The 16,522-nt window shown below is 45.2% G+C and carries 13 protein-coding genes; 10 read left to right on the top strand and 3 right to left on the bottom strand.

The genetic code is table 11. The annotated features are described in order from the left end of the window. Positions 1–93: 93 nt before the first annotated feature. The 3 genes from L0U88_RS15350 (at position 94) to bla (ending at position 3,343) form a co-directional block, all read left to right on the top strand. A complete protein-coding gene (locus L0U88_RS15350) occupies positions 94–1,245 on the top strand; it encodes a serine hydrolase domain-containing protein (protein WP_234866967.1) in 1,152 nt (383 codons plus the stop codon). 99 nt (positions 1,246–1,344) lie between these two features. Then, the gene (locus L0U88_RS15355; protein WP_234866968.1) at positions 1,345–2,205 is read left to right on the top strand and encodes an alpha/beta fold hydrolase; all 861 of its coding nucleotides are present in this window, start codon (positions 1,345–1,347) and stop codon (positions 2,203–2,205) included. Then, complete coding sequence (gene bla, locus L0U88_RS15360; protein ID WP_234866969.1) at positions 2,165–3,343, top strand: subclass B1 metallo-beta-lactamase; 1,179 nt, start codon at positions 2,165–2,167, stop codon at positions 3,341–3,343. Before L0U88_RS15355 ends, bla begins: the two co-directional genes overlap by 41 nt. Here bla and L0U88_RS15365 read toward each other — a convergent pair. Continuing rightward, positions 3,340–4,557, bottom strand: coding sequence for a hypothetical protein (locus tag L0U88_RS15365; RefSeq protein ID WP_234866970.1), 1,218 nt, complete (start codon positions 4,555–4,557; stop codon positions 3,340–3,342). The genes bla and L0U88_RS15365 overlap by 4 nt on opposite strands. Before the next feature lie 79 nt (positions 4,558–4,636). On the opposite strand from L0U88_RS15365, the gene L0U88_RS15370 reads away from it, so the two are divergent. Both L0U88_RS15370 and L0U88_RS15375 read left to right on the top strand, forming a co-directional pair. Then, a complete protein-coding gene (locus L0U88_RS15370) occupies positions 4,637–5,452 on the top strand; it encodes an alpha/beta hydrolase (RefSeq protein WP_234866971.1) in 816 nt (271 codons plus the stop codon). A gap of 16 nt (positions 5,453–5,468) precedes the next feature. After that, positions 5,469–8,597 carry an AsmA family protein gene (locus L0U88_RS15375; RefSeq protein WP_234866972.1) on the top strand — a complete coding sequence of 1,043 codons (3,129 nt, stop codon included), beginning with the start codon at positions 5,469–5,471 and terminating at the stop codon, positions 8,595–8,597. Here L0U88_RS15375 and L0U88_RS15380 read toward each other — a convergent pair. Then, positions 8,575–9,519, bottom strand: coding sequence for a hydrogen peroxide-inducible genes activator (locus L0U88_RS15380; RefSeq protein WP_234866973.1), 945 nt, complete (start codon positions 9,517–9,519; stop codon positions 8,575–8,577). The genes L0U88_RS15375 and L0U88_RS15380 overlap by 23 nt on opposite strands. A gap of 182 nt (positions 9,520–9,701) precedes the next feature. Here L0U88_RS15380 and L0U88_RS15385 point away from each other — a divergent pair, with 182 nt between their 5' ends. Beyond that, positions 9,702–10,400 carry a copper resistance protein NlpE gene (locus L0U88_RS15385; protein WP_234866974.1) on the top strand — a complete coding sequence of 233 codons (699 nt, stop codon included), beginning with the start codon at positions 9,702–9,704 and terminating at the stop codon, positions 10,398–10,400. Here the strand turns inward: L0U88_RS15385 and L0U88_RS15390 are convergent, their stop codons facing one another. Beyond that, complete coding sequence (locus L0U88_RS15390) at positions 10,401–11,312, bottom strand: S66 peptidase family protein (RefSeq protein ID WP_234866975.1); 912 nt, start codon at positions 11,310–11,312, stop codon at positions 10,401–10,403. 57 nt (positions 11,313–11,369) lie between these two features. Between L0U88_RS15390 and L0U88_RS15395 the strand changes: the two genes are divergently transcribed. Genes L0U88_RS15395 through L0U88_RS15410 form a run of 4 tightly spaced genes read left to right on the top strand, consistent with a single transcriptional unit; the run spans position 11,370 to position 16,521 of the window. Beyond that, positions 11,370–12,689 carry a voltage-gated chloride channel family protein gene (locus L0U88_RS15395; protein WP_234866976.1) on the top strand — a complete coding sequence of 440 codons (1,320 nt, stop codon included), beginning with the start codon at positions 11,370–11,372 and terminating at the stop codon, positions 12,687–12,689. Between the two features lie 45 nt (positions 12,690–12,734). Then, positions 12,735–15,581 carry a TonB-dependent receptor gene (locus L0U88_RS15400; protein WP_234866977.1) on the top strand — a complete coding sequence of 949 codons (2,847 nt, stop codon included), beginning with the start codon at positions 12,735–12,737 and terminating at the stop codon, positions 15,579–15,581. A gap of 39 nt (positions 15,582–15,620) precedes the next feature. Next, positions 15,621–16,199 carry an RNA polymerase sigma factor gene (locus L0U88_RS15405; protein WP_234866978.1) on the top strand — a complete coding sequence of 193 codons (579 nt, stop codon included), beginning with the start codon at positions 15,621–15,623 and terminating at the stop codon, positions 16,197–16,199. Beyond that, positions 16,192–16,521: a hypothetical protein gene (locus L0U88_RS15410; RefSeq protein ID WP_234866979.1), complete on the top strand. Its 330-nt coding sequence runs from the start codon at positions 16,192–16,194 to the stop codon at positions 16,519–16,521. Before L0U88_RS15405 ends, L0U88_RS15410 begins: the two co-directional genes overlap by 8 nt. Position 16,522: the final 1 nt, after the last annotated feature.

Consider the following 16,522-nt stretch of genomic DNA (forward strand, 5'->3'; position numbering starts at 1 on the left):
TTTTCAGGTTTTATACTTCTATAGATGCAGGATCGAACGCTGCATTACAGAATTCCCGGAATTTTTTTCAGTCCCCTGCTGTACCTTTCTGTAATGAAAAGAAATCCTGTTCAGATTCTGTTTTTTCAGTTGATAACTGCCTGTTTTACCCTGACAAGTTTTGCGCAGCAAGGGTACTATCCCGACAGTAACTGGATCCGGCAACCGGCCGCCAAACTGGGCATGAAACAAGAACTGGTGGACAGTGCCGTAGCATTGGCAAAACGATCCGAAATTGAACTGGATACCGACCTTAGAATTGCTGCCTATAAATCCTATCAGCGAGAACCGGGTTACCAGATCCTGGGGCCCATGAAGGACAGGGGTAAGCCAGCCGGACTGATTATCAGAAAGGGATATATTGTTGCCAGTTGGGGGGATATCGAGCGGGTGGACATGACCTTCAGTGTTACAAAAAGTTATTTATCAACCATAGCCGGACTGGCAGTAGACCAGGGACTGATTCGTTCTACCAATGACAAACTGAATAAATACGTATGGGATGGATCTTTTGATAGTCCGCATAACAGCAAGATTACCTGGGAACATTTATTAAACCAGAGTTCAGACTGGTCGGGTGAATTATTCGGTCAGCAGGACTGGGCCGACAGGCCTCCCCGCGAAGGGACTATCGACGATTGGAAAAACAGGAAATTAAATGAACCCGGTACTTTTTTTAAATACAATGATATCCGGGTAAACCTGCTGGCATATTCTCTCTTGCAGGTTTGGCGAAAGCCACTGCCACAGGTTTTGAAAGAACAGATACAGGATCCCATTGGAGCTTCCACTACATGGAGATGGTATGGCTATTCAAATTCATGGGTAACGATGGATGGATTGCAGGTACAATCAGTAAGCGGAGGTGGGCATTTTGGTGGAGGGATGTTTATCAACACAGTGGACCAGGCACGATATGGATTGCTCTTTCTCCGAAAAGGAAAATGGAAAAACAAACAACTGCTCTCAGAAAACTGGATACGGCAGGCACTTGCACCATCGCCTGCAAATAAAGCCTATGGATATCTATGGTGGAACAACAGTGATCAGTCATTGAAAGGAGCCCCGCGTGAACTCTATTATGCAGCAGGATACGGTGGTAATTATATCATAATTGATTATAAAAATGAACTGGTTGTTGTAACAAGATGGACGAATCAACAAGTTGGAGAAATAATGCAGTTGATAATTCAAGCATGTGAATAACTGCTTACCATTTACATCCTTACAAAGCCGTTGCTGTAGTATATTGCGGGCGGTTGATGAAACTGACCGAAATTTCCGTACCCCAAAGCAAGATCCGATATGAAAATCCAGGAAGGCTTTATTGAAAGAAATGGCTTTAAGCTCCACTATTTAAAAGAAGGAAAAGGAGAACCAGTATTCGTAATTGGAAGCAGGCTTTTTTACCAGCGTCTGTTCTCTGCATCCTTAAAAGAAAAACTGGATTTTGTATTTGCTGACCACCGTGGCTTTAGCATTCCTCCAGATAGCACAGAACCAGTAGAAGAACTGTATGCGTTGGAGGAGATCATTGAGGATATGGAAGCGCTTCGAAAGGAACTTGGATGGAAGCGGTGCTGGATTGTTGGTCACAGTGGACATGGGTATATGGCATTGGAATATGCAAAAAAATATGCCGACCATGTTAAGGGAGTAATACTGACCGGCATGGCCACATCCCTTTCTACGGGAAATCATGCGCTGGCTGATCTGCATTTTGAAACACTGGCGGAGCCTGAACGTATCAATGCCTTTCGTGCCAATATGGAAGCATTACCTGCAGCCATTGAAGCTGAACCGGACAAATCCTTCCTCTTGTATAACCTGGCACTGGCACCCAAGAGCTGGCTGAATCTTGAAATAGATGCTGGCGCTTTCTGGAAAGATGTTTATACCAATATGCCGGCGATAGACTATTTGTGGGGAATTGTTTTCAGAGATATTGATATAACCCAGGGACTGACTGATTTCTATGTGCCGGTTTGGCTTGCACATGGAAAATTCGACTACCTTGCTGGCCCCGCAGATCAATGGACTGGCATTATGAAACAATTCTCAGACATCACACTTGAATTATTTGAACACAGTGCACATAACCCTCCATATGAAGAAACTCCCCTGTTTGAAGAAAAACTCCTTGCCTGGATGGATCTGTATCGGTAAGATATTAATGATAGTGTTATGCCTTGCAACCGGATATAACCTGCAGGCACAATCGAAATCCTATGCGTCTTCGCATTTGAAGATTACTCCCATTCAGCCTAATCTGTATGTACATGAATCTTATCTGCAAACCGACAACTGGGGTAAAGTTGGTTGTAATGGCATGATCTATATCAGTGGAGATTCTGCTGTTGTGTTTGACACGCCCGCATCGGATACGGCGAGTATTGAGTTGATCCGGGTGTTGAGAAAAAAATGGAAGCTGAAGGTGAAGGCTGTTGTTATTAATCATTTTCATAATGATTGCCTGGCTGGATTGGCGGAGTTTCATAAAGCGGGTATTCATTCCATTTCAAATGAACTGACAAGAGAGTTGGCAGAAGCTGCAGGCAGTCCTTTGCCCAGGCAGGTTTTCAAAGGAGAACAGCAGCTCTTCCTGAATGGCAAACCAATCATTAACCGATATTTCGGAGAAGGACATACGAAAGACAATATAGTAAGTTATGTACCGGAGTATAAGGCCCTGTTTGGAGGATGCCTTGTTAAGTCACTGGATGCCGGGTTCGGATTTGTAGGAGATGCCAATATCACCAGCTGGAGTACCACCATTCAGGCTGTGCAAGCTGCTTATCCGGAGGTAGCAACCGTAGTACCCGGACATGGTCCTTACGGAGATGGAGCCTTGCTTGCATTTACCGCCACCCTGTTTGCTGTACCTGAGATCGCTAAATCTGGTACAGCTACTAACCGGGATAGTTTATATTACCAGATCCAGGCATTGGACAGTGCCTTTTTTGATGCGTTTAACCGACGCCAGTTAGATGAAGTCATGGCTTACTTTTCTCCTGATCTTGAATTCTATCATGATAAAGGAGGAATGGACAATTATGAACAAACCCGAACAAAATCAAAACAGCTGTTTGAGAGAAACACGGAATCCGGTTTCCGTCGGGATATGGAACCTGGTACATTAGAAGTATATCCTGTTCCGGGTTCGGGTGCAATCCAGATCAACCGCCATCGTTTCTGCCATATAGAGAATAACAAAATGGATTGCGGCAGTTTTAAAAACATAATGGTGTGGAAAAAAGAGGGTGACCGTTGGCTGATCACCCGTGTTATAAGTATAGATCATTAATTTCCGCCACCCGGTTTTTTAACCGGGCGTGTTGCCGGTTTAGGTGCCGGACGAGCAGCCGGAGCCGGTTTCACTGCTGGGCGTGTGGAAGGTGCCGGGCGTGTTGATGGTGCCGGACGAGTAGACGGGGCAGGCCTGCTAACCGGGTTTGTTGGTCGGGTAGTTGGTTTTTGCGGAGTAGGTCTTGCAACAGGGCGTTCCACCCCAGGTTTTGCGGGAGCTGGTTTGGAAGGAGCAGGTCTTGTTGTTCCTGGTCTTTCAGGAGCAGGCCTGGTTACTGTAGGCTTGCTGGGTGTAGGTCGGGGTGCAGGTCGGTTTACACCAGGTTTCAGCACCGGCCGGTCGGGATGCTTTTGGGTGTACATCGCCATCCCATCCCTTCTCAATTCAGGCCTGGAATAAGTAGACCGGTAATAGCCGGATCTGCGTCTGTTGGTGACTGTTATTGAAACAGATCTGCGGTTGCTGTAATAAAAAACAGACCAGCCGGGATAGTAGTGATAATAACTTCTTCTGTAGAACCCATAGTAATGGTGATACCAGTTGTAATGGTATCCATAGTACTGGTGCCAGTACCAGGGGCGCCAGGGCCTCCACCAGGGCGGATAATATCCATAGTAATAGGGAGAACGCCATACCACATAGGTTGGCTGGTACATATAAACCACCACCGGCCAGGTGGCAATTTCAGTTTGAGGGACTGAATTGGCTACAATGAGCTTGTCCTCGATTTTTTGTGTTTTGCCTGTATAACCCGGATTGGGTCTCCCATTGGAAGCGCCTTCTGTCATATTGGGCTCAATAATATAATCCTTGCCATACAGTTCTTCGTCCCCTGTTAACTGGATCCGCACCTGGCCATCCTTGATTTTTTCCACTGTGAATACGGCTACGTCCTGCTTCTCCTTATCATTCAGGGACACCTGCAGAATAATATTGTGAACATCCCCATCCACTTCATCGAGGACCTTGATATAATCGATTTCATCATCCCCATTCAGATCCAGGTTATTGATCCGGTTATCTTCTTCGTTAAGTTTTTTTTCAAAAATTTCCAGGGTCTCCGATTCCTGGAACATCTTCATAACAGCATAGAGGTTCAGGTTATCTCCCGGCAGGTTTAGTTTCTCCTCCTGCCCTTCTGTTTGAGCAGAAAGCTGTAACACTGAGAACAGGGCTATAACAAGCATCATCAATGAAAATCCACTTTTCATATATTACTATTTACATATTCAATATAGTATTAATTTATTTACCTGCAAGTGGAGCAGGCTGCTTTCTTATTTTTGTCGGATGAAATGGCTGAGCCGACTTCAAATTGCAGTGGTATTGTATGCGGTTATTGGAATCGCAGTTTTTTATTTACAGGATTATTTTTTGTTTCACCCCGAGCCGCTTACCAAATCGAGTCCCTATAAATTTGAGCAACCCTTTAAGGAAATGAATATCCCCATTAAAGAAGGGGTTAACATGAATGTAGTATGTTTTTTACCTGCTTCAGACAGCAGCAAACCGGCTTCAGGCGCTGTTCTTTATTTCCATGGCAACAAAAAAAATATTTCGCATTATGCGAAATATGCCGGCTATTTTACCAGCAGGGGATTTGAAGTTTGGATGCCCGATTATCCGGGCTTTGGCAAAAGCACCGGGGAACTGACGGAAGAACAACTTCACCAGTTTGCCAGGCAAACCTACAAGCTGGTTAGGGCCAGGTATGCTGCTGACAGTATTTTTATCTATGGTAAGAGCCTGGGTACCGGAATCGCGACCCGACTGGCAACCGAATCGGCTACGCAAACACTGATTCTTGAAACGCCCTATTACAGCATTACTTCCCTGTTCAGTCGCTACCTTCCCATTTACCCGGTAAGCCGGATGATAAAAATGAAATTCCCAACCTACCAGTACATCCAACAGGTCAAAGCTCCCATTCTGATACTACAGGGCACAGATGATGGTGTTGTTCCTTATTCCAATGCGAGCAGGTTGAAACCGCTATTAAAAGCAGCCGATAAATTTGAAACGATAGAAGAAGGAAGTCATAATGATCTTACAACATTCCCTGCATATCAAGCCGCGATCGATTCTGTTTTAAAATACAAGAACTAATTATATCCAGACCAGTATGAGTGTTAGAATCAGAAGAGTGGCAAAAATAATTGGTATTTTATTAGGCAGCATATTGGCATTACTATACCTGCTTCCCTTGCTTTTTGCAGATCGGATTGAACAGTCAATCAAAACCTGGATCAACCAAACGGTGGAAAGCCAGGTCGATTTTAAAAAAGTCCAGATTGGCTTTTTCAGTCATTTTCCAAGGCTGACACTTACACTAAAAGACTTCTCCTTAACAGGGGCAAAACCTTTTGAAAAAGACACCCTGATGGCAGGCGAAAGCCTGAGTTTTGGGATTAATCTGGCCTCCCTCTTTCAAGACGATCTCGAAGTAGATCAGTTTTTCATAGAAGGGGCCAACGTGAAAGTTTTAGTTGACAAAGATGGAAAAGCCAATTATGCAATCTATAAAGCAAAGAATAAAACTGACACTGCTGCAGTGAAAAAGTCCGGAGGAACGAGTTTACAAATACAGGGAATATATTTTTCGGATTGTTCGTTGTACTATGAGGATGCGTCCATTCCCTTGTTAATAGAATCCAATGAATTTTCATATGAAGGAAGAGGCATGCTAGATCAGGAAGAGTTTGATCTCACCTCCTCGCTTCATGCAAAATCCATGAGTGTTGAATACAATGGCACCCGATACCTGGATCAACGCAGTGTGGATGCTGATTTAATTACCGGCGTAAATACCTATTCACTGGCCTTACGCTTTCAAAAAAATGATATCCTGATCAATCAATTACCGGTTGATTTTTCCGGAACACTATTTTTCGTGCGGGATGGCTATGATATTGATCTAAGTCTTGTATCTGGTTCGACAGACTTTAAAAACATATTCTCTGTTTTACCGCCAGGGTATGACAGCTGGTTCAAGGATACCCGCATCACCGGAAAAAGTAAAGTAACCCTGGATCTGAAAGGCGCGTACAGAGCCGGTACCGGCGAAGCACCCGACATGCATATTTCCTGCCTGATTAACGAGGGAAGCATACAACATAAAAATGCGCCTAAGCCTTTACGTAACGTTCAATTGAAGGCTGACCTCTACCTGCCCCGGCTGGAACCCGACAGCATGCTGGTGAAAATAGATTGCTTGTATTTCACACTGGATGAAGATAGCTCCCAAATCAAAGGACAGGTACAGGGATTCGACAACCCAATCATTCAGGCGGATATCAACAGCAGAATAGAACTGCAGTTATTAGACCAGGCACTTGGCCTGAGTGATGTTGACATCGCTGGTAAATTAGCTATTCGGGCAAACATAGATGGTCAACTGAAAAGAGGACAGAATCCTTCCAATTTTCGGCCAGATACCATTTTATTGTCTGTCCCCTCCTATCAACTTAATGCGCGCCTTGAACAAGGCAAGATTAAATTCCAACAGTTACCATTGGCGGTTGCTGAAATCTCTGCCAGCATTGAATCCAGCCTTACAGGGTCCAATTGGGAGGACATTCATTTAAAAATTCAGGAATTCAAAGCAAAACCAGGTTCTGGTCAGATGGAAATGACAGCAGAGCTGGATGGACTGTTTCCCTCAAACATGAAAATCTCCGGAAAGGCAACCCTTCCTATGAAGGAAATCAACCAGGTATTTCCACTTGAGGGTTACCGTTATGAAGGGGACCTTCACATGCAAATCGATGCGGCGGGTGAGCTAAATACGGAGAATAATGCGTTCCCAGTAACGGCTGCTCAGCTCCAATGGAAAGCAGGACGAATTCAAACCCCTTTTTCAGCAAGCTCCCTTGATAATATCTTTATTGAATCATCCATTGAATCCAATACAGGGAATTCCAAAGACCTCAGGATTTCGATTCCAACAGCCAAATTCCAATTCAATAATCAGCCTTTTGAATTGACCGGAAAACTGGAAAACCTGCAAGACATCCATTACCAGATTGCAGCAAATGGAACGCTGAACCTGGACAGCCTTTACCAGCTCCTGGCGATTGATGATTTCCGGGTTGGCGGAAATCTTGAAATGAATCTGGATCTGGGCGGGCGCGTATCTGATATAGAGCAAAAACGATACAGAAACCTCCGGCAAAAAGGATACCTGCAGGCAGAACAATTACAACTGCGCAGCAATGCCTATCCTGCACCCTTTGTATTTCCTTCGTTGCGATTGGAATTCAACCAGGAACATGCCTGGCTGAAAAACACCACCCTACAGTATAAAAGGAATCAACTGAATTTGGAGGGAGATGTGCAGCAAATAGTCGGGTATCTTATGAATCAATCCGAACTCAAAGGGATCTTATCCATAAGAGGAAAACATTTGCAGTTGGATGATTTCACAGCTTTTGAAGCAACAACTGTGTCAGACAGTACTTCAACTGGCAAAGAAGGTTCAGGGGTTTTATTATTCCCTGATGGAATAAATTTTATACTGAAAGCCGCCATTGATACTGTTCAGTTTGGAGAAAGCAGCCTGCATCAGCTGGCCGGCCAATTGCAAATACAAAAAGGAGTAGCCAAACTTAGTCAAACAACCGCCCGGATTGCAGGTGCCCGGGTGTTCCTGGAAGCCGACTACCAGCCTGAAAACCCCTACTCCGCAAAGTTTTCAATTAAAACCCGCGCTGATTCTTTTGATGTCAAAAAAGCGTACGAGGAAATCAGTCTGTTCAGAGAAATGGCGCCATCTGCTGCCTATACCAAAGGGCTGATTTCAATGGATTACTTTTTATCCGGACGAATCAATGAACAAATGGATCCGGTAAATCCATCTCTGAAAGGAAAAGGAAAACTGGTCCTGGAAAATGTTGAAGTAAAAGGATTGAAACTGTTCAATGCGGTCAGTAAAGCAAGCGGCAAGGACAGCATCAATAATCCTCAACTGAAAGCAGTTGTTATTAATTCTTCCATAAACAACAACCTGATAACAATTGAGAGAACGAGAATGCGCATATTCGGATTCCGGCCAAGGGTAGAAGGACAGGTTTCCCTGGACGGACAATTGAATTTGCGCTTCCGCCTGGGTCTGCCTCCCCTGGGCATTATTGGGATACCCATGACCGTTACCGGCACCTCAGAAAATCCGGTTGTACGTGTCCGCAGAGGAAAAGACTCCGAAGAACTGGAGGAAACAGTAGACGAAGCAGTTACCCCTCCTGAACAGGAATAACATTTCGGGGTTTATTCTTCCGGATTTTTTCAGGCAAACTGGACAGTACACATTCCTTCAGCGCCTCGAGTAATTTCTCCTTCACAAAGGTTTTGCTGGCAATCAGGCTAACCTCCCGCATGGGTGCAGGTGTTTTAAAGTGTCGTAACATTCTTTGCTGGGAAGCAGTCAGGTCATAGGTGGCCAACTCTGGTAAAATGGTAATACCACGATTGGTTTCCACCATTTTCTTAAGTGTTTCCAGGCTCCCGGCCTCGTATTCGAATAAGAGCAGGTCTTTGTGTGCCTGCTGCAATTCACAAAGGTTCAGTATCTGATCCCGAAAACAATGCCCTTCTTCCAGCAACCAGAGATCATGTACATCAATGTCCTTAGCCAGCATGTAGGTTTTTTTATACGCCGCATGCTTGCGCGATACATAGGCCATCATCTCTTCGTAAAAAAGAGGATATTCTTCTATTCCTTTATGATTCAGTGGAGTTACCACCAGTGCCATATCCAATCGTCCTTTAGCAACTGCTTCAACCAGATTATCGGTTGTCATCTCCTTCACCTTTAATTGCAATTCCGGATATTTCTCCAGAAAGGAGGGCAGAAATATGGGCAGCAGGTAGGGAGCCAGCGTAGGGATGATCCCAAGGCGCAACTCTCCATGTATCAGTCCCTGCTTTTCCTTAATCACATCTTCCAGCAGTTTTACTTCCCGCATCACCCGCCTGGCATGCTCCAGCACCAACTCACCCAAAGGGGTCGGTATTACCGGTTGCCTGCTGCGATCAAAGATTTTCAACCCCATTTCCTCTTCCATTTTCTGTATCTGCATACTGAGAGTTGGCTGGGTCACATAACAATGCGCAGCTGCCGTAGCAAAATGCCGGTGCTCATCTACCGCTAGTATATATTCAAGCTGAGTAAGTGTCATCTGATAGATAGAATCTATGTATCTATAAAATTAATCAATCTTTTCACTATTTGAAAAAAGGATAAATTTGAATCATAACAATCATAAAATTTTTGCTTAAGTCACTGGTTGGTAGTAAGCACACTAAAGCCACTCGTCCATACGGGTGGCTTTTTTCATTATATTGGGTCAAATTTCCTCCAATGCAACGAACCCACTTTATGGCCCTGCTTGCCCTGGGCTGGCTGGCCTGTAATGATGGTATTGAAGTAACAACAGATATAACAGTTCCGGAAACCCGAACCGCCCTTTCACTGAATGAACTGGCTTCCTACTATGCAGATACATTACCCTGCGCCAGTTGTGAAGGGATCTTCACCGAATTGGCTATACTGGATGACAGCACCTATTTTCTATCCGAATCATATATCGGAGAACAAAGCCAGCCCCTGGGTTCTATCGGCAGATTCAGCCGGGAAGGCGATGTTCTTACCCTGGGGTCTGCTGATGACAGCGCCCGCAGATTCAAGATCATGGAAGACCGTGTTGTGCAATTGGACAAAGATGGCTCTGAGATGATAACCGGACTGGATTACAGTCTTGAACAAACAACCCAACCAGTCAACCTGATCACCCGCCCTTTTTTGACGAATGGATTCCTGAAAATTGAAAACAACCAGGGGAATTTTCAACCCTGCGGAATTGCACAAAGCTGGGAACTTATGAATGATGCAGGAATTAAAGAAGCCAATCGGTTTTTTGCAAAACAGGCAGCCAAACTTGCTGAAGGAGTATATGTTCGTGCTTCCATTGAATTGCAGCCGGCAAACGATAGTACAGGCTTAGCTTTCCATGTTAAACTGAATACCGTTTCGGAACAGCTTGCAACTGGCTGCCAGTAATCAGCCTTTATCTACCAGTCGAACTTCTGATGGAGAAACCAGTAACTGATACCTCGCACCAACTTTCAGGGCGTAATTTTCTTTTTCATGACTGACCGGAAAACCAAAGCAAACCGGGTAATCACGATCCTTAACCAGGTGATGCAGGATTTCTTCCACGGTTTGACCAAAAGGGCGTTCTGTATCTTTATTATCCGTAAACCCACCTAATACAAGTCCGGCTAATCCATCCAGCAGACCAGCTCTTTTTAACTGGTAAAACATGCGGTCTACATTGTATAATAGTTCTCCCACATCTTCAAGGAACAGTATTTTCCCCTTTGTTTTATAGGCAGAGTTTGTTCCGACCAGGTGTGCAATCAAACTCAGGTTGCCACCTACCAGTCGCCCCTGTGCAGTTCCAGCAATATTAAAGGGATGAGGTGTAGCCTGGTATTCCGATTTTTCACCGAGCAACATTGCTTTGAGTGAATGAACATAGGGATTTTCATCGCCACCTTCATTAAAGGCTGCAGCCATGGGTCCATGAATGCTTGCAATTCCGCATACCCTGTTAAGATGTGCATGCAGTACTGTGATATCGCTAAAACCAATAATCCATTTGGGGCGACGTTCGAATTTTTTAAAATCAAGCTGATCTATGATACGCCCCATCCCATATCCGCCTCTTCCGCAAAGGATGGCCTTGATTTTTTTATCATCCAGCATGCGTTGCAGATCCAGTTTGCGCTCCTCATCCGTCCCTGAGAAATAGGTAGTTGAGGCACTATTCATAGTAGCACCCAGCTCCACATTAAATCCCCAGTCCTGCAGGGTTTGCACGCAGGTTTGCCATTTTTCAGGTGCCATAAAACCAGCCGGACAAACCATTCCAATGGTATCGCCTTTTTGTAAGTAGGGAGGATAAATCATACTTCAAATATCGGTTTCCTTCCTTATTCCCTTTTAACTTGTGTATTTTTAATACACATGAAAGGCTTAGAACAAAAATGGAAGGCACCCGAACAAGCCCGGATTTCCTGGTTCCTGATTCGGTGGACCATTTTGGCAATCCCTCTTGCGATTTTGGTTGGAAGCCTGGTGGCCTTTTTTCTCTGGTCCTTGGATGAAGTCACCAACCTGCGACTTCGAAATCCCTGGTTACTGGCTTTTTTACCAGCCGCCGGCGTACTTATTTATTTTTTATATGACCTGGCTGGCAAAAGAACCGAAAAAGGGAACAACCTGATCCTGGACGAAATTCATGAACCCAGTACCGGCATTCCACTAAGGCTGGCCCCACTGGTATTGATAGCGACCCTGATCACCCATTTGTTTGGCGGATCAGCCGGGCGAGAAGGCACAGCAGTTCAGATGGGAGGCAGCCTTGCCGATGCACTGGCAAAACCTTTCCGGCTGGATCAGGAAGATCGCAAAACCCTACTCCTCTGCGGAATGGCTGCCGGATTTGGGGCAGTATTTGGCACCCCGGTAACCGGTGCTCTGTTTGCTGTGGAGGTATTATTTCTTGGACAGATCCTGCATACCGCGCTACTCCCCTGCCTGATCGCCAGTTTGCTGGCTGATATCACCTGCCAGTTCTGGGGCGTTGGGCATGTGAGTTATTCCATTCTATCTGAGGCGATAACACTCACGGTGCCGGAAAACTGGTGGAACTCAGGCATGTTGCTGGTTAAAGTAATTCTCCTCGGAGCCTGCGCGGGATTGGTTAGTGCCTGTTTCAGTATGCTAACCAACCAGGTTAAATACATCTCCAATATGCTGATTCCCAGGCCCTGGCTGGTACCAATTGCAGGGGGATTAATCATAATTGGACTCAGTATGATACCAGGCAACCAGGACTATCTGGGGCTGGGAGTCTGGAATGCCGATCCATCAGTAGTCACCATCAGCTCTGCTTTCAGTACGGGAGGAGCGGAAACTTTCAGTTGGGTCTGGAAACTGTTATTTACAGCCATCACTATAGGGATGGGATTCAAAGGAGGCGAGGTTACCCCCCTGTTTTTTATCGGTGCTACGCTTGGCAACGTTCTGGCTGTATGGATGGGGGCTCCGGTAGACCTGATGGCAGGACTTGGTTTTATTGCCATGTTTGCTGCAGCCACCAACACACCTATTGCCTGCACTATTATGGGAATTGAATTATTTGGCGGAGAGCATTTTCTGTTTTTCGCAATTGCCTGTTTTACTGCCTATTATTTCAGTGGCCATACCGGTATCTATAGTTCCCAGCGCAGCGGTATCCCTAAAACGGGCAGGCTTTTAAAAAAGATTGAGGATGAGCCGTAGGTTTTTATAAGAATCAGCGTCCAATACTTCACAGACCTATATTATATGAAGTATTTCCTTGGACTCGTGCTGGTTTTGGTTTCAGTTTTACCTTCCTATGCACAAAACCGGATTACCGGAAAGATTGAAGACAGTACCGCCAAAGCTCCCTTAACAGGCGCCACTGTACAACTCCGGAACAGTAATTTCAGTAGAAATGCAGTAACGGATAAGACCGGCTCCTTTAGTTTTTCAGAGATTCCTAATGGATCTTACAAAGTTGCTATCTCCTTTGTTGGTTTTGCCCCCTTTGAAAAACTGGTAACCCTGCGGGGTGGTGAAACCAGTTTGGGTACCATCCGGCTGGCAAAAGGCGAAGATGCCCTGGAAGAAGTAGTAGTAAAAGCAACTACCCCTCCTGCCCAGCAGAAAGGCGATACTGTTCAGTTCAATGCCAGCCAGTTCAAAGTGAATCCCGATGCAAATGTGGAAGACCTGGTTAAAAAAATGCCGGGTGTATCCATAGAAAACGGTCAGGTCAAAGCCCAGGGAGAACAGGTTCGAAAAGTAACTGTGGATGGCCGTGAGTTCTTTGGAGATGATGCCACGGCCGCGTTGCGTAATCTGCCTGCCGATGTAGTAGATAAAATCCAGGTATTTGATCGTTTGAGCGACCAGGCACAACTTACCGGTTTTGATGATGGTCAGGGGTATAAAGCTATCAACATTGTAACAAAAGAAGATCGCAGGGCCGGGCAGTTCGGCAGAGTATATGCCGGTTATGGAACCAATGATCGCTACCAGGGCGGAGGCTCTGTCAATTTCTTTAACAAGGAACGCCGCATATCGGTGGTTGGGCTTTTCAATAATATCAATCAGCAAAACTTCTCAAGCTCTGATTTATTGGGACTTTCAGGTGGTGGAAGTGGCCGTGGTGGTGGTGCTGGCAGAGGCGGTGGAGGCAACTTCCAGGTACCCGGATCCAATGGGATTACTACCACCAATGCATTGGGCATCAACTTCAGTGATCTCTGGGGCAAGAATTTCAATGTAAGCGGCAGTTATTTCTTTAACAATGCCAACAATGAGAATGATTCCAGATCAACCCGCGAACAATTCATCCGCCCGGATTCCAGCACTTTCTACAACGAAGAATCACTGAGTGAAAACAAGAATTTCAACCACCGCGTCAACATGCGGATGGAATACAAGATTGATTCTAACAATACGCTTTTGATCATACCCAGCTTCAGCTACCAGAAGAATGATATACAGAACACGATCAGCGGTATTCAGACACAACAAAATGGTGACCTGATCAGCGAAACCGAAAACCGAAACCGCACCACCGGAAATGGTTACAACTTCAATAATACCCTGTTGTATCGCCATTCCTTCGGCAAAAGAGGAAGATCCATTTCAGTTGGAATTACAACAGGTATCAATGACCGAAACAGCCAGAAGGATGTTTCAGCGATTTCAACTTTCTACAAAGCCGGTATACCAACCAATGATTCTTTGTTACAGCAACAATTGGCCGACACCAAGGGATATAATTTATCAGGAAATATTTCTTACACCGAACCTATTGGTAAACGCGGACAATTGCAATTCAGCTACAACCCTTCCTTTACCAAAAGCGATGCAGATCAACGTACCTGGGCATTTGACAATACAACGGACAAGTTCAGCATCCTCGATACCAGTTTATCCAATGTGTTTGTAAATGAGGTGACCACACATCGTGGTGGCGTTACCTATAGGATCGGGGATCGTAACATGAACCTCAATATCGGACTGGATGCACAGCATACCACGCTGGATAACAACCAAACCTATCCGCAAACCGGCAACCTGAAAAAGACATTCAGCAATTTGTTACCAAACGCTTTCTTTCGCAAGAAACTCAGCGACAGGAGTAATATCCGCATCTTTTACAGAAGCAGTACTAACAATCCTTCCGTAAATCAGTTGCAGAATGTGATCAACAACACCAATCCTTTGTTCCTGAATACTGGTAATCCGGAGCTCGAACAGACCGTGAGTAACCGCGTTGGTGGCCGCTACACGTATACCAATAGCAGGAAAGGAAACAGTTTCTTTGTGAACTTCTTTGCAACGCAATCGGACAATTTTATCACCAATGCAACTTATACTGCTTTTTCGGATTCCGTACTAACACCAACGGTTACCCTAAGAGAAGGAGCACAGTTGTCCAAACCGGTCAATCTGAATGGATATTGGTCGGCCAATACCATGTTCACCTATTCCTTTCCATTTAAAGCAATAAAATCGAACCTGACTTTTAATGCGGGGGGAAATTTCAGTAAAACACCTGGCATTATCAACAGTGTATCTAACATTGCACGCAATACAACCTGGAGTGGAGGAATGGTCATCGCCAGCAATATCAGTGAGTATGTCGATTTTAACCTGAATTACAATGCGAATTACAGTACGGTTAAAAACAGTTTCCAGCAATCGCTGAACAATAATTATTTCAGTCAGTCTGCCGGCCTGGGTGTAAACCTGTTGAGTAAAAATGGATGGATCTTTAATACCGATATCAACAATCAATTGTTCCGTGGTTTGACAGCTGCATTCAATCAGAACTTCTGGTTGTGGAATATGGGTGTTGGGAAAAAATTCCTGAAGGACCAGAAAGGTGAACTACACTTAAGCGTATTTGACTTACTAAAGCAGAACCGAAGCATTAGCAGAACCATTCAACCGAACTATATTGAAGACAACCAGACGCAAGTGCTGACACAATATTTCATGCTGACCTTCTCTTACCGGATCAAGAATTTTGGTAAGGCTCCTGCCCCGCAACGTCGTCAGGGGCCCTGGGGGCCTGGTGGCGGTCCCGGAGGATTTGGTGGTCCGGGTGGTTTTGGCGGAACAATGAATTAACCTGTAAATTGGGGCTGAAACAGGCAATCAGAAAAAAAAGTGACCGATCCCCAATTTATAGAACTGCTTCGCAAGGGAGATGAAACAGCTTTTCATCAACTGGTGGAGGATTGGAAAGACAGGATATACAATACAGCACTTGGATTGGTGCAGCAGGCAGAGGATGCAGAGGAAATAACACAGGATGTTTTTATTATCGCCTGGAAATCGGTACAACAGTTCAGAGGCGAATCCAGTATCCAGACCTGGCTGTATAAAATAGCGGTACACCAGTCGCTCGATTGCATCAGAAGAAGAAAACGCAAGAAACGATTTGGCTTCCTGGTGCCGCTTTTTGGATCGGAAGAAGAACAGGAGCAGGAACCCGGAAATTTTCTGCATCCGGGTGTGCAATTGGAGAAAAAGCAGGAAGCGCAGGTTTTGTTTAAAGCGATTCGTAAATTACCGGAACAGCAGCGTGTGGCATACAGCTTGCAGAAAATTGAAGGATTGGCCATTAAAGAAATAGCACAGGTATTGGAAACAACGGACGGAGCTGTGGAAGCATTGTTGAACCGGGCAAAAACCAATTTGCAAAAAATATTGAGTAGCTATTATCAAACACACAGAGATGACTAATAAAAATCAGGTACAGGATCAGGTCGCGAAAGCGATGAGCAGTTTGGACGGCATTCAGCCGGCCACCGCTAACCCTCATCTGTACACGCGCATCAAAGCGAAGCTGGAGCAGGAGAAAAGCAGTTGGGGATGGCTGGCTGCATTTCTCTCAAGACCTATTGTGGCCGTTGCGCTGGTGGCTACCGTCATCCTGATAAACATTTTAACCATCACCGCCAATCGGTCGGTTCCGGAAGAAACGACTGATCAACTGGTAAGTTTGGCACAGGACTACAGCTTCCAGCCTTCCAATATCCTGGAGAATGGTTTTAATCAACCCTGAT

This window comes from Flavihumibacter fluminis (assembly GCF_021491375.1).
Taxonomy (GTDB): Bacteria; Bacteroidota; Bacteroidia; order Chitinophagales; family Chitinophagaceae; genus Flavihumibacter; species Flavihumibacter fluminis.